The organism is Arenibacter catalasegens (assembly GCF_002909235.1).
GTDB lineage: Bacteria > Bacteroidota > Bacteroidia > Flavobacteriales > Flavobacteriaceae > Arenibacter > Arenibacter catalasegens.
The window spans coordinates 66,410-88,933 of the sequence record NZ_PHQQ01000016.1; the positions used below are offsets into that span (position 1 = coordinate 66,410).

At 41.2% G+C, this 22,524-nt stretch carries 4 protein-coding genes; 1 reads left to right on the forward strand and 3 read right to left on the reverse strand.

Going from position 1 to position 22,524, the window contains the following annotated elements; all coding sequences use genetic code 11:
* Positions 1–15: 15 nt before the first annotated feature.
* The 3 genes from CWD90_RS13445 to CWD90_RS13455 all read right to left on the reverse strand — a co-directional run bounded on the left by CWD90_RS13445 (position 16) and on the right by CWD90_RS13455 (position 20,447).
* Entirely contained in the window at positions 16–15,276 is a 15,261-nt protein-coding gene (locus tag CWD90_RS13445; protein ID WP_103476587.1) for a T9SS type B sorting domain-containing protein, read from the reverse strand.
* A gap of 806 nt (positions 15,277–16,082) precedes the next feature.
* Positions 16,083–18,173: a PorP/SprF family type IX secretion system membrane protein gene (locus tag CWD90_RS13450; protein ID WP_103476588.1), complete on the reverse strand. Its 2,091-nt coding sequence runs from the start codon at positions 18,171–18,173 to the stop codon at positions 16,083–16,085.
* Between the two features lie 6 nt (positions 18,174–18,179).
* Positions 18,180–20,447 (reverse strand): T9SS type B sorting domain-containing protein, encoded by a 2,268-nt coding sequence (locus tag CWD90_RS13455; RefSeq protein ID WP_103476589.1) that lies wholly within the window; start codon positions 20,445–20,447, stop codon positions 18,180–18,182.
* Positions 20,448–20,698: 251 nt separating this feature from the next.
* Between CWD90_RS13455 and CWD90_RS13460 the strand changes: the two genes are divergently transcribed.
* The gene (locus tag CWD90_RS13460; protein ID WP_103476590.1) at positions 20,699–22,384 is read left to right on the forward strand and encodes a glutamine--tRNA ligase/YqeY domain fusion protein; all 1,686 of its coding nucleotides are present in this window, start codon (positions 20,699–20,701) and stop codon (positions 22,382–22,384) included.
* Positions 22,385–22,524 lie beyond the last annotated feature (140 nt).

Sequence of the window (22,524 nt, forward strand, 5' to 3'; positions counted from 1 at the left end):
ATTCGGTTAAGTTCTTTATCTATAAAGGGTGAAATGTCCAACAAATTCCCTATCATCTTCCTCTCCTTTAAGCTTTATGACGTACCAATAATCTCCGGTCGGAAGTTCGGTATTATGGTATAGTCCATCCCATCCTTGGTCATTAAGACCCATTCTGTAAACCTCCCTACCATAACGGTCAAATATTATGGTTAGTATTTTTGGGAAGCCTTCTTGGTTTTTAGGTCTCCAGAAATCATTTTGGCCATCACCGTCTGGAGTAAAGAAGTTAGGAATTTCTATGTCAATGAATTCCATAAATATTTCTGCCATTGCCTCACATCCATTTTCATCTACAACCCTTACAAGATGGGTTTTTGTTTCAGTAATGTAATGGCTATTATCTGATCCATTATCCTTATCATCAAAATATAAAGTGTATTCTTGTAGACCTCCAGTAACCACTGCGGTTATTTCGTTTATGTTGCCTTGTTCCAAGGTAAGTACTAGAGGTTCAAAGTTCTCTATTTCAAAATCTAAGGTCAATACACAACCATTGGCATGGGCTATGGCAATGTAGTGGTTCCCCGGAGCAATATTGGAAAAATTAGGCTCTAAGACCATGTCATTGGGATCGGTAGAGTCCAGCGCATACATTACATCTGGGGCAACCGATGGATCTTCAAGTACAAGGTCAATTGAATTGTTCGGGATATTCCCTGTACATTCATATATTGGCGTAACTGTTGCATTTAAAATTACACCTGGCTCAATAGTTACTGCCATGTTGATCATACAACCTTGTGCATCTTTAACAAATACCGCATAAGTTCCTGCGGCCAGATTACTAAACAAGGTTCTGTCCAAAACAAAATCACTATCGGTAGTAGAATTTAAACTGGTGCTATAAGGAGCTGTTCCTCCAGAAATAACCAAGGAAATGGTGCCATCCTCGCTTCCAATACAAATTTCTGGCGTTGTGGTTGGTAAAGCTTGTATTATAGCCGGTTCTATTATGGTATATTGCAATTGTTCAAAGCAACCATTTATATCCTGTGCTATTACGGTATAGTTCCCAGGTGCTAGATTGGTAAAGGTATTTACGGTATCAAATTTATCAAGATTAGGTGAAATAGCATATTGATAACCACCGGAACCACCGCTCATATTAACCGTTATACTACCATTATTGGCACCATTACACGAGACATTCATAAAGGAATCATCTACAATCAATGGGGTTGGTTCTATTATCAGTGTTTCATTGGATACCACAACACAGTCGTCGCTTATTACCCTAACATAGTAACTACCAACTGTTAGGTTACTAAATATTCCACTCGTTTGAGGCCCAGCAATACTATTGGTTAATGCGGTATCAGTGAACAATTCATAACGGTAATTGCCTAATCCTCCATCTGCTTTGGCAATTAGAATGGCTGTATTATCCCCATTACAATTGATGACAGCTGCCGAGGTATCTATTGTAACCGTTAAGGGCTCTATGGCATCCTCTTTTATTTCATTGGATAATATGGATTTACATCCAAAAGAATCCCGTACAAAATATCTATAGGTTCCTGCAGGAACGGTGAAGCTATGTGTATTTCCTCCACTCATTGGGTAATAATTGATGTCGTCCGTACTGTATTCATAAGGACCTGTTCCCCCATTAGCGGTTAATAGTAATTCTGCGTCATTTAAACAAGTTAGTGGACCTGTTCTTATCAAAGAGGCATAAACTTCTGTAGGATCTATTATAGTGGCCCTTACAGTTTCAATGTCACATCCCCAACCATCGGACACGGTAATAGTATAGATTCCAGATTTTAGGTTGTTGAAGGCAGGACTAACTTGTCCACCTGAGGTAAACACTATAGTGGAGCCAGTTGGATCATAAACATTCAACTGATATTGATATACACCTTCACCACCAGCCATATTAATAGCGGTCAATGCACCATAACTATCGCCATAACAATCCAAAGTTGTGGTTAATGGCGTTATATCTGCCGTAATAGGTGCTGGTTGTACCAAAGTTTCGGTATCGTTTAGGATACAGCCATTGGCATCGGTAATCTGTACGGTGTAATTCCCAGCGGAGAGTCCGTTGAATACCATTACGTTAACATCAGTGGCGTTGTATACCTGTGAAGTAGTTGTATTGGTAAGTACAATATCATATGGAGCGAATCCACCACTTGGGTCTACTATTATTTCACCTTTATCATTGGAACAGGTAACATTGGCAATTGGATCAACAATTGCAGTAAGAGCCCTATCAGGAGAAATTATTCTAACTGTATTGGAATTCTCTAAACACAATGGGACATTGGTCTCAGTTACCCTAACGTAGTAATTTCCGCCAGTTAATCCGTTGATGGTAAGTGGGTTCGTAGATGTATTGGCCGATCCCGTTATTGCTGTTGCTACTCCTGCACCTGTATATACCGTATAATTATAAGGACCTGAATAGCCGCTTACATTTATTTGCAAGGCACCATTATTATCCCCAAAACAGGTTACAGGCGTAATTGCTGTAGCGCTTACTTTGATCAAATCATAAGGAGCAATATTATAGGAAGCGGTATCCACATAACATCCGGTTGTGGTGTCGGTAATCCTAAATGTATAACTTCCCACAGCGGTCAAATTAAAGGTGGCAGTGTTATAGGTTGGGGTACCAGTTAAGGTTGCATTAGCATTGCCAACTGGCAACAATTGATAGGTATAGATATTGGCGGCATTGCCATTATCGTTTACCGTAATGGTTACTCCCTCCGGCCCAGCGCAAGAGATAGCTGTATCCATGGCTAATGTAGCTGTGAATTTGTTAAGTGCACTAATGTTTACTGTGGTAAAATCCGTACATCCGTTATCATCTTTTATAGTAACCGTAATAGTTCTATCCGATCCATTATCGGTAATATTAAAGGTATTGGAAGTAAAGAAATTAACTCCGTTAATACTATAGGTATATGGAGCTGTTCCACTTGTACCCACTGCAGTTATAACAGCTTGTGATGCCTTGTTGTTGGCACTACAAGCAAAGCTGGTTGCCGTTGCGGTTACAACTACTGGATTAGGTTCGTCTATTATTACGTTTTGCATAATAAAGCATCCCCTATCGGAGGTAACCGTAATGTCGTATGTACCTGCTGCCAGGTCCGAGAACAGGTTGCTGTTCTGGGTGGTCGGCGGATTGGTACCGTCGTCTATGGTAAAGGTGTATGGCGGGTTATCGTTGGAGGCATCCAGGATGACCTGTATGGAACCGTCGGCACCCCCGTTACAGGATACGTCCTCTTTGGTATAGGTAAAGGCTACCGGTGTCGGTGTTTCTAGGAAAACAGGTACCTGTGCGTCACATCCTGATCCAGAAGTATCGTAGACGATGGCGGTATAGTTGCCCGGTGCCAGCACGTTGAACACGTTGGAAGCCTGATGGGTTCCTCCGGTAACGCTGTTACCAATAGCATTCAATAGGTCATACTCATAGTTCCCTGCACCAGCTCCGCCGCTTGCGGTGATGGTGATTACCCCGTCATTTAGGGTACAGGAAGGCTGGGCGGTTGCCACTGCCGCTGCGCCCAATGGGGGCAGGATGGTAATGGTATCCGTTACGGTACACCCGTTGGCGTCACGTACGGTCACGGTATAGGTTCCCGGAGCGGATACGGTAAATATGCCGCTGCTCTGGAATCCGTTCCCGATGCTGTATTTTAATGGGGCCACACCTGTACCTGTTGCGGTAAAGGTATATGATGTTCCGTTGGAGGTACACTGGTCTGTAGCATATGCTGGAACCGTTACAGTTGGCAAAGGATCCTCATCTACGGTTATGGTAATAACAGAGGTACAACCTTTGGAGTCCTGAACGTAAACATCATAATCCGATGGGTACGATGCAGGTGTCAAAACAGCGCTTGCACTTGTTGTGAACAATCCTGTAGGCGAGGTTGTTGTAGGGACAAAGGCATAGGTATACCCTCCGTTCCCGCCACTGGCGGTGACGGTCACCTGGGCGCCGATATTACAGTTGGCGTTGATATTCTTGGTCACTGTCAGATTTAGGTCCGCAGCTGGCGATGCAATGGTCACGGTGTTCGTGGTATCGTCGCAGAATGGGGTATCCGTGGCGGTAAGTACCACATAGAGGTTTCCTGCGGGCAATCCTGAGATTGTTCTCGGGTTTGTTGAGGTATCGGAATTTATAACTGCTGTAACGCTTGCCCCACTGCTGTCAAAGACCTGGTAGTCGTAATCGCCAAGGTAGTTGTTGACCTGGATCTGCAGTCGACCATCGGTGTCCCCATAACAGGTTACCGGGGTCATGGCGGTTGCCACGACATCTATAGTGTCATAAGGAGCAACAGTATATGGAGCTGTGGTGAAATAGCATCCGGTCACATTATCGGTCACCCTAAAGGTATAGTCCCCAGGCGCGGTCAATGTAAAGTCGGCCGTATAGGCGGCTGCTCCCGGAGTCTGTAGTGCGGCACTTCCCGTAGGCAAAAGTTCAAAGGTAAAGTCCCCGGACCCACCGGTCACGGTCACTCTTGCCTCCTCGCCATTGGTACAGGTAATGGTGGTCTGTTGACTTACATTAACTGCTGTTATAGTGGGCAATGGGTTTATGGTTACCGTATCGGTATCTGTACATCCGTTGCTATCCCTTACGGTCACTGTAAAGTTTTGTACGGCACCGGTATCGTTGATGTTAAAGGTATTGGAAGTAAAGAAGTTTACTCCGTTGATGCTATACGTATAAGGTGCAGTTCCGGTTGTTGGAATATCTACAGTTATTACAGCTTGGGCTGCAGAATTATCTGGGGCACAGGCAAAACTGGTTGCACTTGCGTTGGCCACTAATGCACTAGGCTCGTTGATCGTAAATGGAATATCAATTTTACAGAACCTTGCCGATCTGATTCTTACAATATAATCGCCCTGATCTAATCCGGTAAAAACATTGGAAAACTGTGGTAACAAAGTTCTTGGAATAGTTCCCGTTGCATCCCATAATTGAAAATTGTAGGGCGGATTATCCATACCAGGGTCCAAGTTAACCACTATAGAACCATCACTAGCACCATTGCAACTAATATCTTTTATCTGCCCAATGGCTGCAACTACGGCTGTAGGTACCTCCAAGGTGATGTCGATAAATGAATCACAACCTGTAGCAAGATTGTCATATACATAGGCTCTATAAGTACCAGGGGTTAGACCAGTAAAAGTTGATGATATTTGTTTAGGACGGATGATATTGTCCGAAGTATCCCTAAGCTCATACCTATAATTAAATAAGGTACCTCCATAAGCATTTACTTTTATTTCACCATCATCCTGTAATAAGGCATTACATGATGGTGTTACCGTTACTTCTGCCGACAAGGAAGTTGGGGTATAGATTTCTATATTTTGGGTATTACCACAACCATTGGAATCCCTTATTTGAACAGTGTGATTTCCAGAGCTTAATCCGGTAAAATCAAAAGTATTTGGAGCACCCACTGTGAAGGTAACTGCCTGAAATGCACCACCATCCAAACTTAGGAAATAGGGCTGTACACCTGGAGCGTCCAGGGTGACTTGAATCGTAAAATTGCCTTCTGTAGTAGCACATTGGTCTGGTACAGTAAGACTAATTACCGGTGTAGGATCTTGTCCAATAGTAACCGGAACAGAACGTATGCAATTATTGGCATCCTTTACGTAAACTATATAATCTTCCGCATTGCGATTGAAAAATCCTGAGGTGTTGGTTCCCGTCCACGTGCTCACATCAGGGGCTGTTGCCGAAGCCATTTCCAGCTGGAATACGTATGGTCCTTTTCCATAACGTGCATTGGCGGTTATGGTACCTGCATTCAGGGCACAATTGCCATTGGTGGAAGTTGCGGTAATTTCCAGTAAGGCAGGGGATTGTTGTATGACAAATGGGTCGGATGCGTTGACACAACCAGGATTGCTTCCGTCTACTTCCGTAAAGAGTATGTAATATTCACCTGGTATCAGACCGGCCATAGAATCTGAATATGGTGTTCCAGTAAGTCCGGTAGCACTTCCAGTTAAACCGGTGTTGTTGTTGGTTACAAAGGTATATATCTCGTAATCTACTTGGGTTGCAGTATATCCATTAATGGTAAAGTCTACGGCTCCGTCTACTGAACCAAAGCAACTAACATTGGTAGTAGCATCTACCGTAGAAGTCAAAGTTGAGTTTGTAGCTACTGGAACAGTGGCTTCCTGAATATATTCACATCCGGTATCCGAGTCATAAACTATAAATGTATAGGTAACCCCCGGGGTCAGTCCAGTAAAATTGTGGGTGTAAGGGGGCGATCCTATACCGCCATCTTGTAGATACCAATTAGGATTTCCTGCAAACCATGCTGTTTCTGGATAAATGGCAAAATAAAAGGTGCCTGTACCTAACGTTCCATTACTTGCTGCTGCTTCTACCAACATTTCACCACTAGCAGGAAGACATCCCGCCGCTCCTGAGGTAGTTATTAAAACGTCTGGCCCTGTGGTAATAGTGACAGTAGAAGTAGACTCACAACCGTTATTATCAATTACCCTAACGGTATAATCCCCGTAGTTTAAACCTGTGAAGGTATGGTCGTTGGTACCTGATGAAGTATCATAGGAATCCGTAAAGGAATAATCATTGTTGTTTATTTCATAAATATAGGTCGATGTGCCTCCACTAGCATCTACCGTTATAGTACCCATGACATTTGTGGATGCCGAACAGGATAGATTGGTGTGGGTTATATTCGCATTTATCGCCGTGGGTTCTGTTATTGTTTCAGTCGCCGTTACAAAACAATTTTTGTCATCGGTCAATGTTATTTCATAAACCCCGGCAGGTAAACCTGTGGTCTGACTTCCATAATTGGTTCCTGAACCAGTTTCGACTATTGTAATGGTATATGGAGCAATTCCTACAGCAGTATCCACTGTGATATCCAAAGATCCAGAGTTATCTCCATTACACAGCACATGTGTAGGGGTTACGCTCGTAATAACAGGCGTGTCGGCCGCAGTAACGGTAACTATATTACTTTGCGTAATACAACCTTGTGAATCGGTAATTCTAAACCTATAGGTCCCAGCGGTCGAGGTGGTATAAGGGAATCCACCTGCATAGGCCGAGTAGACTCCGCCGTTAAAAGCTACTTCGTAAGTATATCCAGGATATCCTCCGTTAACGCTCACATTGATTTCTGCATCTGGACTTCCAGAACAATCCATGTCCTTGGTAAGTACAGCATTGGCAGTAAGCTCCGGTTCAATGGTGAACTGCACTGTATCGGTACATCCATTACTATCCATTACCGTAAAGTCATAAACGGCAGGTGTTAAGTCTACAAACGTGTTGGAAGTTTGGGTAGGACCTGCGTTTAAGCTATAGTAATAAGGAGCTAGTCCACCTGTGGCATCAACTACAATTGTAGCAAGTCCAGTTGAGGTATAACATAAAGTGGACGCAGCAGTATCAATACTAGCTACCGGATTTGTAGGAGTAACAATATCAAATGTATCAGTTACGGTACAGCCGCCAGCATCGGTAACGCTTATCGTATAAGTTCCAATCTGGCTTAGTGCGTTAAAAACATTGCCAGGTTGTGGCCCTATAACATTTGAATCTGGTTCTGTAAGTTGATAACTGTAACCTCCCCATCCGTCTGTTGCGGTAATGGTTATCGATCCATCTGCGGCACAGGTCAATGGGCTCAACGCAAAGGTAAAGACCAAGGGAGCTGCAGGTTCGTTCACGGTAACTGTTGCAGTATCGGTACAGTTGGTGGTATCGTCGGTAACGGTAATAGTATAATCACCGGCCAAAAGACCACTAAAGTTCAATGGGTTGGTAGTTATTCCACTCTGTGCGGCTATGGCCGTTGGTCCTGTTACGGTAAAGCTATAATTACCGGTAAATCCGGTTAAGTTGTATTGTATAGCGCCATCGGCACTTCCCTGACAGGATACGTTCTGTGTCAATGTACCAAGTACATTTATCTTGGTTACAGGGTTAAGGGTATAGTTTTCGTCGTAAGAGCATCCTTTGGCATCCGTTACCCTAAAAGAGTAGGTGTTGGGTGTAAGCCCTGTAAATACTCCTGTGGCATTGGTGGCTATTGAGGCCGCTGGGGCAATGATTTCATAAGTGATTGCTCCACTTCCTCCTGTAACTGTAAGGGTTATGTCCGAAGTCTCGGCTGGACAGTTGGCTGCCGTAGCACTGAATGATATGTCTGTGGGCGGTGTCAGTGGATCAATGGTGATAGCCCTTGTTGCGGTACAACCATTGTCATCTTTTACGATAAGCGTATAATTTCCGTCTTTAAGACCTGTAAAGTTGTTGGCTCCAAAATTGATGCCGTCAATACTATAAGTATATGGGGATGTACCGCCAATTACGTTCTGGGCCTCCACACTTGCATCCTGTAGACAGGTATATTCTTGGATGATCGCGGCATCGAAAGTGATTGCAGCGGGCTCACCTACGGTAACGGAATTGGTTACAGTACATTCCTTTGCGTCCTGAACAGTATAGAAATAAGTTCCTGCTATAAGTCCGGAATAAGTAGTATTGTTGCTAAGTCCACCTCCATCAAAATTAACTCGGTATGGTGCAGCTCCAAAATTAGTGTCGATAATGATTTCTACAATACCATCACTACCTCCATTACAGCTCACGTCGGTTACCGATTCGGAAGCCTGTGGGTTGCTGGTAGGTTCTATAGTGATATCTGTTGTTTGGACAGTACAGCCTTCGTTGTCTGTAATTTCGAAAACATAAGTTCCTGCTGTGGCTGCGGTGTAATTAAAATTGGTCACTCCGGCACCTAAAGCTGTTGATGCGCCGTAGGCGGCAGCATCAATTTTTACCCTGTAACTATAATCTGGGTAACCTCCATTTATGGTAATAGCAATTATCGCCTCCGGAGAAGCGGTACAATCCAATTCTTTTGTGACAGAGCTTGATACACTAAGCTGTGGCGCAATAGTTATAATATTTGTGGTAACATTACAGCCGTAGGCATCGCGAACTTCAACGGAATAAGCTCCAGGAGCAAGATTGTTAAATACGTTGCCGTTTTGTGCTGGTGCGCTGTTAAGGCTATAGGTATAGGGCGCAATACCCCCTGCAGCGGTTGCGGTAAGGCTAACTCCTGTTCCCGGTACGTAACAAAGGTCCGTGGTTGCCGCTAAGGTAGCTGTAGGACTTGCAGGCGTAACAATATCAAAGGTATCCGATACGGTACATCCGCCGGCATCGGTAACACTTATGGTATAGGTTCCTAATTTGTTGAGTCCGTTAAAAACATTGCCAGATTGTGGCCCTATAATGTTTGTATCGGGTTCTGTAAGTTGATAACTGTAACCTCCCCATCCGTCTGTTGCGGTAATGGTTACCGATCCATCAGCGGCACAGGTCAATGGGCTCAACGCAAAGGTAAAGGCCAAGGGTGCTGCAGGTTCGTTCACGGTTACTGTTGCGGTATCGGAACAATTAGTGGTATCGTCTGTAACGGTAATGGTATAATCACCGGCCAATAGACCACTAAAGTTCAATGGGTTGGTAGTTATTCCGCTCTGTGCGGCTATGGCCGTTGGTCCTGTTACGGTAAAGCTATAATTGCCGGTAAATCCAGTTACGTTGTATTGTATAGCGCCATCGGCACTTCCTTGACAGGAAACATTTTGGGACAAAGTGCCCAATACATCAATTTTTATTACAGGGTTTACCGTATAATTTTCATTGTACGAGCAACCTTTTGAATCTGTAATTCTGAACGTATAGGTATCTGGAGCAAGATTATTGAATATGCCTGTTAAATTTGTTGCAACGGAAGCAGCTGGTGCAATGATTTCATAAGTTATAGCTCCGCTTCCGCCTATCGCAGTTAAGCTTACATTTGAAGTCTCGGACGGACAGTTTGCCGCGGTACTGTTAAAAGTAATATCGGTTGGTGGATCTAAAGCTGGAACATTTACCGGTATGGTAGCAAAAGTACATCCACTGGCATCTTTTACAGTAATTATGTAATCTCCATCGTTAAGTCCTGTAAAGGTATCACCTGCTACAAAATTTACTCCATCAATACTATAGGTATATCCAGGTGTTCCCCCAGTTATATTTTGTGCCTGTATGCTAGCTGTTTGTAAACAGGTATAGGGCTGTGTTAATACGGCGTCCGCTGTAATAGCATTGGGAGCTGTTAGGGTTGCGCTGCCATTGACAGTACACCCTTTACTGTCCTGTACGATATAATTATAAGTGCCTGAACCAAGTCCAGAGTAGGTAGTCTGATTACTGAGTCCACCACCATTGAAGTTAACCTGGTAAGGAGCAGTTCCAAAGGTAGGATCTATTACAATTTGAACACTGCCGTTGGCTGCACTATCACAATTTGGATCTGTAATATCATTTGTTGCAACAGGATTGGTGATTGGGTCTATTACAACAGTTGTTTGTGCTGTACAACCTTCATTATCGGTTATTAGGAAGGTGAAGCTGCCGTCTACTGCCGTTGTATAAGAAATGGTATTTCCTACAATAGCCGTACTTGCACCACCATTAATTTGATAGCTAAAAGGTGTATATCCGCCATTTATGGTAATATCGATTATCGCCTCCGGGGAAGCAGAACAATCCAATTCTTTGGTAATGGTATTGGACACTGTCAATTGTGGCTCAATGGTTATGGTATTTGTCGTAACATTACAGCCATAAGCATCCCGTACCACAACGGAATAAGCGCCAGGGGCAAGGTTATTAAATATATTGCCGTTTTGTGCCGGTGCGTCGTTAAGGCTATAGGTATAGGGTGCAATTCCGCCAGCTGCGGTAGCGGTAAGGCTAACGCCGGTTCCAGGAACATAACAAAGGTTGGTTGTAGCCGCCAAAGTTGCCGTAGGGCTTGTAGGGGCCGATATGTTAAAGGTATCCGTTACAATACATCCGCCTGTATCCGTAACCCTGATAGTATAGGTTCCAATTTGGGTTAAACTAGAAAAGACATTGCTTCCTTTTGGGCCCAAAACTACATTATCCGGTTGTTCAATTTCATAAGAATATCCTCCCCATCCGCCTGTGGCGGTAATGGTAACAGAAGCATCAGCGGCACAGGTCAACGGGCTCACAGAAAAAGTGTAGGCCAAAGAAGCTGCGGGCTCACTTACCGTAACCATGGCAGTATCGGTACAATTTGTAGTTTCATCAGTGACTACCATTGTGTAATCCCCTGCTGAAAGTCCGGTTAAATTAATAGTGTTTGCAGACTGTCCCGTAATGGCAGTAGCGCCATTTACAGAATAGCTATAGGTAGTGCTAAAATCGTTTATTTCAAAGTCTATGGCTCCATCTGAACTTCCTTTACAAAGTACATTGTTTACCAAGGTTCCTACTGCTTGGATCTGATTTACAGGAGTTATTGTATAGGTTTCATCATAAGAACACCCTTTACTATCCGTAACCCTAAAGGTATAGGTGTCAGGCGCTAGATTATTAAAAGTGGCCGTTTTACCAGAAGCCGTATTTGCCGAAATGGCTGCTGGGGCAATGATTTCAATAGTCAATGGATCAATACCATTTACTGCGGTTACCGTTACATTGGATGTTTGTGTAGGACAGTTTGGTGCTGTTGATGTAAAGGTTAAATCTGTAGGCTCATCTAATGGAGCAATTACAATTGTATTGGTTACAAAAGTACATAGGGTAGCATCCCTAATGGTAATATTGTAAGTCCCATTAGTAAGATTTGAAAAAGTTTCAGATCCAGGGCCTGTTACAAAGTTTACACCATCTATACTATAGGAATAAGGTGCAGAACCACCTGTAACATTTTGGGCCTCGATTATACCGTCTTGAAGACAGGTATAATCCTGTATTAAGTTGGCATCACCTGAGACACCGTCTGTTGGGCCACCTATGGTGAAATCTTGTACAAAATCGCAACTCGAACCGCCTTTGGATTGAGTTAGAGTTACCGTATAATCGCCTTGGGGTAGATTGGTGAATGTACCGGAGCTATTCGTTATGGTGTCTTCATCTGGATCAGCGAAGGATAATGTGTATTCAACCTTATAGCCGTTGGTAGCTGTCATATTGTAGACAATACTACCATCTTCCGCTCCAAAACAACTCTCATCCGTGACCGAGGTTGTGAATTCCACTGCTGGGACTAAATTAATGGTAACGGTATTGGAAAAAGAATAGCAATTATTTCGATCTACTACTACAAAAGTATAGTCTCCTGGGTCTAGTATATCGAATATTTGGCTGGTTTGAAAGTTACTAGGCGGTATTGACGTTACATTCGGATAAGAGGTAACGGTAGTGCCTCCTTCATCTACGTAAGACCAAATGGCATAAGTATGTGGTGTTTTACCACCGGTAGATTCCATAAGAATATTACCTTCCTTACAACTTATATGTTGGGAAATCCTTGCCGTTAAAGCCAAGTCCGCCTCGCTTAGAACAGTGACCTTTTCCTCAAGGAAACAACCGTCATCAGTACGAACGCGGATTATGTAATTACCAGCATTTAAATTTTGAAATGTAAAATTATTATCAGGTTGGGCAGTCTCATTGTCCAATAGAGTCCCGTTACCTCCGTTGCTTCCGTCATCAATCCGAATCTCATATTCATAATTGGCCTCAACATTTAATGCTTGTATGTTTAAACTTCCCAGAGTGCTACATGTGGCTGCTGTAGTTGTAGTATTTAGCTGGAAATTTCGATTTCTTATCCCGATATCTGGCGTAGTAAATTCGCAGGAACCATCGATAGGTTCACCGGTAGTGTTATCCAATTGCGTAATGCCCACTCTGTAGGCACCATTGGTGCTAATGTTAAAGTTTGGGCCGTTATTGGCGCTATAAGGCACTACTATGGTGTTGTTAGCAACATCATATAACTGATATCCATATCCCAAACCTAAATTGGTTATGGTAATATTTCCAGGGGTAGTACAGATTATATCGTTGGCATTGTACTGTATGTCCAAATTATTTTGGAAGACGTTAAAATAGAAGCGGCTAAAACAGCCATTTTGGTAATTTACAACCAAACGGAATTTACCGGCACTGTTGGCAGTAAAGCTTGAACCTGCTGATACTTGGTTCCAGGAACAGGTGGCATTTTTGTTTCCACAGTCGTCACCGGCATCCGTACAACTGCCTTCTACCAATTGTTCCCAAAACATACTTAGGGAATCGGCAATATTCACCTGTATTAATTGGGTATCATTTACACCACAAAGGAAAATCTTGGGTAAGGGACTGCCATCAACGGAACAAATAACAATTTCCCCTTGCACATCATTGGTGGGGTCGGCATCATTATTACTGTTGTTAAAGAAATCAACAATGGGATTGGTCTGAGTGGTACCAAAGCGCTCTACTGTCAATATCTCTTTAAACCCTTTACAAGGATCGGCAACTATTTTATCGACAATATAGGTGCCAACGGCATTGACTAGAAAAGTGCTCGGGTCGTTGTCCGAATCACCATCCGTTATAAGCGTATCGGCTGCGTCCAATTCTTGGTTGCCATTTTCATCTTTGTACCATAAGTATTCGTCAAAACCATCGCCGGCATCTAATAATACTTCATCGCCACAGAGTTGAACTGTTCTGTGAAAATTACAATCAGCCAAGTCGTCCAATAGGAAATTGGTGGCACCAGGGGTTACAAAACCACAATTATCAAAGTCGGTAACACTGGGGTCATCACTAATTTGGTTGCTGTTTAACACTCCACGATAAGTGGAGTAGGCAAGGTTTTGGATAAGATCCGAACAGGCATCTACAAAATCGAAACAGTTTTCAGCCACCTTAACCCGCATGCGAATAGCGTAACTGGGATCATTCTTTTCTACCAATGCATTTGGAATACTGAAAATTACGGTCTTTGTGGGTTCGTCATAGGTATAAGTGACACCCGTTGGAAGAGTGAAGTTCGTTTCATCCAAGGTCACATTAATAGGAAGAACATCCTTTATCGTATAGCTATCTGCGCTGTCATTACCTACATTCTGGAAGGCTAGCACATAATTCAAGGTTTGACCAAGATTTACCCCTTGTCCAGTAATATCATTTCCAGCAATATCTTCAACTGTTTTTGTCAAATTTATTATAGGCTCAATGATCTCAACATCAAAGGAGGTAAAGAAAATATCGTATTTATCTTGGGAAGAACTTGCCCTTAATGTTGCTCCGGTCTCATTGTTCGGAATAACAGAATTGAAGTTGTTGGTGATGTTAAAAAAGTCTGCATCCCAACCTAATGTGTTTACGGAGTTAGGGTTTCTATCAGTAACTATTGCATTGGCTCTAGTAATATTACTATTAAAAAAATTGTTGGTAGGGTTAACAGTATTTCCTAATGCCGTATAGGTCAAGTTGCTATTGGCTTTAATAGAAAGTCCGTCACCACCTATCCTATTATCCCCTTCTAGAGTAGCTACACCAAGTTGTGCAATAACAGGGAATGGATTGGGAAGTGTGGTAAAGCCGTTTACCGGAATATCAACAGTTTGGCCAGATTTAATACCGGCATACCCATCAAAAGTGGTAATATATTTCCCAGGCAAATTAGGGTCTTCATACACTACTACCATTTTCCAACCCCCGGAAACACCTCCGGAAATACTACTTCCCGAGCTTGCTCTTATGTTGGCGGCAAAATATTCTCCATTAGGATCTGTCATACCTGCCACAATGGAGGTAACATCTTTATAACATGCATATGGACTATAATAACCAAAATCGGTATCTCCATCTCCGTCAAATAAGACTTCATCTGCGGTTAAGTTCTGATAAGCTCCTCCAGGGATTTTGAATTTTAGTTGGTCAAAGCCTGTCCTGGTGTTCTCTTTATATACCGCAGACCAGTATAAACCTGCGTAGCGTACTTTGGCACAATCCGGGTTGGGAACGGTCAATATAGCACTACTGGAGCTAAAAGTGGAAGAATCCCCATCAATATCAATATATTGCATATCGAGGTCGTCGTTGTATTCCGAGGAGCTTCCTGTATCATTGTAGGGATCGTTGGGTTCCTTACCGGGCACCCAAACTCTATTGTTTTTTTTACCAGTCCAATAACCATCCGTCTTACGGTTAACAATGTTATTGGCTATAAAGGTTATATCACCACGTAGTTCATTCTCATAGCGAACGTCAAAGGTGTTTTTTACCTGTGAATAGGCATTGAAGGCGCCTAACAGTAAAAAGCAGGTCAGAAGTAATTTTTTAATATTTTTTGATCCCATCAGGTAAATTAGTTTGGTATGGTATTCATTATTTTGGTTCTGAGGGCCTAAATAATGTAAACTTTGAATGGGAGGAATTCGTAAATTATAATTTCGGTTGTTGAAAACATTCTTTATAAGTTTCTAAAAACCTGACATTCATAACAAATATTAATCTTAATACTGAGCTGGGAAATTTAATGTTGTGGTAGTGTTGTATTCTGTTGTGAAACGCTTTTATTGTATGGTTACCCGTTTTTTTTGTTATTGACTCTGTTATTAGTTAAATGGGAAGGATTTAGCGGGAAGAATCAGGGTTTTACCTGATGTATTTTAGTTTAATGGAAATAGTGATAAGGTAAGATTTGCATCATTTTTGTCTTAAAAGGGAATTTATTTTTAGGAATAATTGTTGTCCATTTAAATTAAAGAGTGACTACCGATTAGCCATTTATTTGGAGGGATATTATGGTTTTGTAAATTTTGGCAGGAAAGGGAAGTTCGTAGTCTTTCAACTTTTGAAAAAATAAGTATGTCCCTCTTTTAAACTAAATTGAGAAATTTGAATTTCTTACCATCAATAGAAATTTCCTAAGAATAGGACGGTACAGAATTCAAAATATTTTAATTTTTGTCGAGCGAACCTCCGTACAGAAATACTGTGTTATTGATTAATTTCTTATGGTAAGTTTAGAAACATTTTTGGCCATGGATAAATCCCTAGCTTGCCATTTTTTAGATTAGTTTAAAAAGGCAATTATATTAGTTGATCTGTTCTTTGAACTAATCAATAGGATAGATAGACGAAAATTTATATCAACTTTTGATTAGGTAATCTGATTTGGTGTTACCCGCATGATCCACATCTTATCAGTATAAGTATCGTTGATTTTAGAATAGTATGAAACAAGTGCATTGTTCCAAGACTCGTGTCTTTTTAGATAAACATACCGATAATTATTTTCTGGGTTTATAAAGTAGCTGGCGCTTAGTCCTTGAGCATTTAACATCTTTACAAAACGATTGGCATTATTGGCGTTGGCAAATACATTGGCTATAATATAATATCCACTTCCCAAACCATTTATCTTGTATATTTTGGCTGTTGGGTTGTTGGAGGTAACGTTATCTTTAACAACCACATTTTTCTGTAGTTGGTCCACCGCATATTTAGATGATTTTTCCTTAATTTTAATTACGTTCTCTACATAGGCCTTATCAGCATCTGTATAACGGGTATTATCAACATTCATGATCCACATATCTTTGTTATAGGAACCGTTTAAGTTTGATTTATGCGCTGCCATGGCTTCTTGCCAAGTATCAAATCTTTCTAGATATACATATTTAAGGCCATTGTTCGAATTTTCGAAATAGTCTGCCCTAACCCCATTATTTGCAAGTTCTTCAACGAACTTGTTTAGATATTTTTCGCCCTTATAAACATTGGCTACCACATAGTACCCATCGGCTACGCCTTCCAAATTCCTAAATTTCCGACTCTTAATATTGTTTTGTTGGGCTACCCTTGTAAACTCATCATTTTCTTGGTTATCTTCTTTCTGAGTTCTTGGGGTAATTTTGGTCTCCACTTCTCTAGTTACTATGGCGTCTTTGGGTTTGGAAATTGAATTTATAACATTCGGTTTATCTTCCTTTGTAGTTGGTTTTGAATTGGTCACTAAGCCTCCGTTTGCATTATTTACTAGGTACATGCTTTTGGCTTTTTCTTCTATTTCAGGTCGCTTGCCCTGTGTTTCCTCTCGAACCATTTTCATTACCATTTCGAACCTGCGTTCCAAATCCTTTTGGCGGTTGGTTTCCGATGAATCCTGACGGAACATTAACTCGGCCAAAATCTCATCATTTTCTGCCAGAGCCTTTTTAAGTTTTTCTATTTCCAGTTGTTGTGCCGTTAATTTCTCTTCAGGTTCCTCTTCATTCTGCGCAAGCTCCTCGTAACCTTCTTCTAACATTACCCGGTCTTCTGTAAGTGTTGGGGTTATAGAGTAGGCAAAGGAAATTTCATGGGTGAGTCCAAAATTGTCAAAATTGTTAGACAGTCCTTTTTCCATGGTGTACCCTAAAGAAAGCCTGCGATTTATGTTAAAACCAATACCTGCCGATGCACCATAAAAGCTATCATAACCTCCTTGTAACCAACCTAATTTTGGCAAGTCTAGGATTAAACTTCCGCCTAATACGACCTCTTCAGTTCCAATTTTACGTACCCGTGCCAATGGCATTAGTCGGCCTTCCTCCAAAATACCATCACCGTTTTCAAACTGATGTGTATATTGTAAATGGCCAGAAAATGTTTTATCTCCGAATTGGGTTATTGTTTCACTGGTCTTTAGGTTATAATCAAATAGGTTTTCAGCGAATACGCCAAAATCAAACTTTCCATAAGAAAGATTGAACCCTGGTTGAAAAGATAAAAGATTAGAATCCTGTAACCCGTTTAATGCTGGGTCATTGGGATCTAAAGCATTGGCTCGGTTTCTGTCAAAGCCACTATTGTAATAGGCAAGGTTAGCCCCAAAGGTAAAGTTACTTTTATCGCTTAATTTTATGCCATAGGCATAATTGGCCATAACTCCGTAGTTGGATATTAATCCTTCTCTCTGGGTATATAGGCTTAGACCTAGTCCACTGCGGTCGTTAACGCGACCACTGTAGCTTAAGAAATAGTCTTGGTTGTTATCATTGAAAGATACCGATTGGTTTCTGTGTAATAAATTGATATATGATTTGTCTTCCCTTACCGTGGAAAACGTAGGATTTATTAGAAATCTATTGAATTTTAGAAGGTTCTGTGAAGGAACATCGTAAGACACAAACGGATTGTCTTCCTGCCCTGTAACCTTGGTAAGGCAGAGAAAAAAGAAAAGTATATATATATAGTTTTTATTAAACATGGTATATTATCGTATTACTGTAATAGTTCCCTTTTTCAATATTTCTTTTGCATTTTTTATGGTATAATAAAAGACCATATTCTGCTTGGGGAATTTCATAGTAGCCTCTGGCCAATTGTTTTGGTACTGTTTCTGGTTAAGTACTTCCACTCCCTTATCATTATAGATAATAACTGAAATATTGGGGTCTTTAGTATATGTATTGGGAATTATCCATTGATCGTTAAAGCCATCTCCATTGGCAGTTATTACATTGGGTACACCAAAGGTATCCTGAAAAGAGGCGGTAAACGATTTAGAAACCTCACAATTGTTAATGGTCGCCGTTACTAAATAACTTCCTTCCTGCGTAATAGAAACCGTGTCCGTATCACTGATAAGAACATTATTTTGGTCGTACCATTTATAGCTGATAGCTCCACTGGCTGAAATTATTTTACTACCACCTTCTGGAAATACTACTTCATTATTGGCAGTGCTTAGGGCTATCAAGGAAGCGTCCAGAGGCGATATAATAATTTCATTTGATCTTAGATCGCATCCGTTTTTCTGTATTATTAATTGATAAGTACCCGGAGTCGTAGCTGATAAGGATTCGGCGGTCGTATTTAGATTTAAGCCATCCTTAAACCAATTGAAGCTCTCACCGGTAAGTACTGTTGTGGTTGAAATATCAATTGTTTCGTTGGAATTACACATTACACTACCAGTTGCTGAAATTGTTAGAGATTGATTTGTAAGAAGCACCACTGGTAAAGTATTGGAGCTGGGATTAAAGCTGTTCAAGGTTGCTTGAACTTTATAGTCACCGTTTTCACTAGTATTTGTTAAACTAATAGAACTACCATTGGCACTTGGAACGTTGGTCCCGTCTTTGGTCCACTGATAGGAGAAATTACTTTTTAAATCTGCGGTAACATCTGTTTTGGAGCCATCTGATAGTACTGCGTTAATCTTACTTACCTCTATAGCTACGCTGGTATTAACACAATCGGTATATTCCGTGGTGTAGTTGGTAATTATCTCAAAAGAGTCTGGGTTGACCAAGGTTGTGGTTTCCGTATTTTTGGAGGCCGAGGTACAGGTGCCTCCGCTTAATGTAACTTCTGCGTAATAGACACCTACTGCGTTTGCGGTTAGCGTACTGTTGGTTTCCCCAGTTATGGCTAGGTTGTCCTTAAACCATTGGTAGGTTACCGATGCTGCATCTGATGACACTGCTAAATTTGCGGTAGCGCCTGGTAAAATAACCATATTGGAGGGGTTATCCCTAGTAACGGTAAAGAGACTGGCATTACTAATGGTTACTGTATTGGATGTTTCTGTACATATGCCAGTGCCTTGTATTTTTACAGAGTAGTTTCCCGGAAAATCGGCGTCATTAGTATCTATGGCGTAGGTATAGGCACCTGCTGTACTGGGTTGAATAATTGTTGATCCTTTGTACCATGTATAGTTAAGGCTGGGATAGTTCATATTTGCTTCTAAGGGAGCATAACTTTCACCGGAGCACATTTCGGTTTCAACTGGTGTGTTCAAGGCTAAGCCTACACTAGTTCCTATTTGGACTTCTATGGATAACGATTGGGTATTTGCAGATCCAGAACAGGTGGAGCCGTAATCCAGTTCCACAACATAGTAACCACTTTCAGAAACTACAATAGATGATCCACTCCCACTACTGGTAAAAGGGGATGTATTTTTGTACCAATTATACCGATAGGTTTCTGGATTGCTTACATTATATACTTCCAAGGTTGTTGTACCGCCATCGCAAATTTGAATTTTTTGTGATGGTGGCGCATTAGAGTCACCTAATTCTCTAATCGCTAGAGTTGAATTGAAATCTATATAATACATTTCAAATGCATCTGAGACCGGACTTGTTTTCGCTGGACTTGTGCTTCTTACCCTAAATCTGTAGGCATCTCCCCTAGTATCTGTGGGTAATGAAAACTTAAATTCAAAATCAAAGTCCGAATTCTTATCTGATACTTTGCTCAATTCTTTGGGTGAGGTAAATGAACCGCTTGCATCGGATAGCTCTAATACAAATTCATTGTCACTATTTACCGTTGGTAGCCAGGTAAAATTTATAAAGTATTCGTTAAAGGTTGCGGAGGCACAGGCAGCTGTCCAAACCGAATTACCTGCTAAATTGGGGTTATCGGCAGGTGAAGGTTTGTTCAATGTCTGGGCTGTAATTGAGTTTATACCCAACACCATCACTATTAGAACGAAAATTAGTAGGTTATTTTTTTTGTTCGGGTTCATAAGATGTTGTAGTTAGGGGTTACTACCGGCTATTATTGTTGATAATTATCAGATAACTTTTTTTAAAATTTGGCAATATCTTGAGTTACAAAGTATTCAACAACAAATATGTCATATAATTATAATACTAGAAATTTAAAGTTGTAAGGACATTTAAATCTGTTGTGAAACCCGTAATATTGTATGGTATGCGTAATTTATAGTCTGCTTTCCCTGCATTTTCCCTACCTTTGCGCATCAAAAAAGAGAATATGAGTGAAGCATTAAAATCGCTAAATTTTATTGAGCATATTGTTGAGGAAGATTTGGGTAATGGTTTTCCTAAAAGTAAGCTTAGATTTAGATTTCCACCCGAGCCAAACGGCTATCTTCATATTGGACATGCAAGTTCTATATGCCTTAATTTCGGTTTGGGATTAAGATATCAGGCTCCGGTTAATTTGCGTTTTGATGACACCAACCCTGCCAAGGAAGAACAGGAGTATGTAGATGCCATTAAAGAGGACGTGAAATGGCTCGGATATGAGTGGGATACAGAATGTTTTGCTTCGGATTATTTTCAAAATCTATACGATTGGGCCCTGATGCTCATAAAACAAGGTAAGGCCTATGTGGATAGCCAGACTTCCGAGGAGATTGCGATCCAAAAAGGGACTCCTACAGAAGCAGGGACTCCTAGCCCTTTCAGGGATCGTTCTGCGGAAGAGAACCTTGAATTATTTGAGGGTATGCGCGATGGAAAGTTTAAGGAAGGGGAACATGTTTTAAGGGCAAAAGTGGATATGGCCTCTACCAATATGTTGATGCGTGATCCTATAATGTACAGGATTTTGTACAGGGCTCATCACAGAACTAATACCGATTGGTGTATTTACCCAATGTACGATTGGACCCACGGGGAGAGCGATTATATTGAACAGGTGTCGCACTCGTTGTGTACCCTAGAATTTGCTATGCACAGGGAACTTTATGATTGGTTTTTGGATCAAGTGGTTGATAAGGATTTGGTTCGCCCCAAACAAAGGGAATTCGCAAGAAGAAATTTTAGTCATACCGTTGTCAGTAAACGTAAGTTGTTGCAATTAGTTGAACAAGGCTTTGTGAGTAGTTGGGACGACCCTAGAATGCCTACTATTTCTGGATTGAGAAGAAGGGGTTATACACCAAAGTCTATAAGGAATTTTGCAGATACCATAGGTATTGCCAAAAGGGACAATGTTGTGGACGTTTCCCTATTGGAATTCCATGTAAGGGAACATTTGAATAAGATTGCACCAAGGGTAATGGGTGTTTTAAATCCTCTCAAGGTTGTTTTAACCAATTATGCAGATGGGAAAGAGGAATGGTTAGAGGCAGAAAACAACCAGGAAGACGAAGCTGCAGGTTATAGACAGCTGCCTTTTTCAAAGGAATTGTATATTGAGCAGGAAGATTTTTTGGAGGAGGCCAATAGAAAGTTTTTTAGATTAAAGCTTGGAGGCGAGGTGCGCCTTAAGAATGGGTATATCATTAAGGCGGAATCCTGTACAAAAGATACTGATGGGAATATTATTGAAGTTCAATGTACTTATGATCCTAAGAGTAAGAGTGGAAGTGGTACGGAGGAGAGTTTAAGAAAAGTTAAGGGGACTTTGCATTGGGTTTCCGCAAAACATGCCCTGACAGCTGAGGTTAGATTATACGATCGTCTTTTTACCGATGAAACACCAGATTCTCATAAGGACAAAGATTTTTTGGATTTTATAAACGCTGATTCTTTACAAATTATTTCGGCTTTTGTAGAACCAAGTTTGGCCGATGCCAAGATTGGGGATCGATTCCAATTTCAACGTATGGGATATTTCAATATTGATAGGGAAAGTAAACCCAATAAAATGGTGTTCAATAGGACCGTCGGATTAAGGGATACCTGGGCAAAAATTCAGGAAAAAAAGTAACATAAATTATGTTGATGCCTTTTGATATAACAATTGGTATTTTCTATTAATAATGAAAGCCATAGCTCTAAGTAGCTGTGGTTTTTTTTTGAGGGAAGGTGAATCCATGTTGATATGTTTTTTGATGCGGTATACGGCCT

Bases quoted from the DNA above. Each gene is read 5' to 3' on its own strand.
- CWD90_RS13455 (WP_103476589.1), bottom strand. From the start codon at position 20,447: ATGAACCCGAACAAAAAAAATAACCTACTAATTTTCGTTCTAATAGTG.
- CWD90_RS13445 (WP_103476587.1), bottom strand. From the start codon at position 15,276: ATGGGATCAAAAAATATTAAAAAATTACTTCTGACCTGCTTTTTACTG.
- CWD90_RS13460 (WP_103476590.1), top strand. From the start codon at position 20,699: ATGAGTGAAGCATTAAAATCGCTAAATTTTATTGAGCATATTGTTGAG.
- CWD90_RS13450 (WP_103476588.1), bottom strand. From the start codon at position 18,173: ATGTTTAATAAAAACTATATATATATACTTTTCTTTTTTCTCTGCCTT.